The sequence below is a fragment of the Mesorhizobium sp. M7A.F.Ca.CA.001.04.2.1 genome (genome assembly GCF_003998485.1).
Lineage (GTDB): Bacteria > Pseudomonadota > Alphaproteobacteria > Rhizobiales > Rhizobiaceae > Mesorhizobium > Mesorhizobium ciceri.
In genome coordinates, this window is the sequence record NZ_RZQT01000290.1 from 1 (window position 1) to 997 (window position 997).

General features: G+C 56.3%; 1 protein-coding gene and 1 pseudogene. Both read right to left on the reverse strand.

The features are described 5' to 3' along the window. The coding region (locus EN955_RS34555) for a Ku protein (protein WP_127223578.1) at positions 1 to 655 on the reverse strand (655 nt) is incomplete at its 3' end. Between the two features lie 94 nt (positions 656 to 749). Next, positions 750 to 997, reverse strand: a pseudogene (locus EN955_RS34560) (ATP-dependent DNA ligase); the annotation flags it as partial.

The window sequence follows — 997 nt, forward strand, 5'->3', positions numbered from 1 at the left end:
CTTCATAGGTGTCCTCGAATTTCGAGGGATCAAACTTCGTCACCTTCTTGTCGATAAGGAGGCCCGCGATTTCGAGCAAATCCGAATCGTATTTTGGGCTTTTCACGTCATTAAAGACGGTGTCTTCCGATGTCATCTCATTGTGGGTGCGCAACTCGGTCAGCAGCATTCCTTTTTCAAGCGGCTGTATTAACACTTCGCGCCCGCGCTGATAGAGTACGACGCAGGATCGCGCCGCAACGCGCTTCTTGGCCATCGCATCGCGCAAAATGGCAAAGGCCTCCAGGGAAGCTCCGTCTGCCGGGATCAAGTAGTAGGGCTTTTCGAGATAGCGCGTGTCGATCTCGGCAACGGGAACAAAGGAATCGACGTCGAGTGTATGCTGCGACGTCAGTTTCAGTTTTTTGATCTCGTCCGGCTCGACTTGTATGAACTCGCCCTTGTCCGCCTCGTAGCCTTTGATCTGATCCGCGACTTCGACAACATCGCCGGTCCCTTCGTCGACATAGGCGCTCTTGACGGGCAAGCCGTTCTTGCGGTTCAGAATCTTGAAGTGGATCTTGGATGCCTCGCTTGTAGCACCAACTATCTTCACCCCGCACGACACGGAACCGACCCTCAGAAAACCCTTCCAGACCGCGCGCGGCGCCACCATGCCGTTTCTCCTAGACGTGCCGATGTCGGCACAACGTCAGCCACACGGTTCTGTTCCGCAATGTGGGCAGCACTCCTTGCCAGTAGCCCAAGAATTATTCCTCCCGGTAATCCAGCAGCTTCGCATGGCGAAGCTTCTCCTCGCCTTTCAGGAACCGCACGCGACCGACCAGACCAGGCTTAAGCCATTCGGCCTTTTCTTGCTTGAGACCGATAGGCACTGGTCCGCCGACTTTCCCTTGCACGCGATCCCACAGGCGCTGGCGCTTGTCGGCTTTAAAGGCAACGAAAGCGCCGCCGGCATAGCGACCTTTGTCGGCCATCAGCACCATCGCGGGCTTTC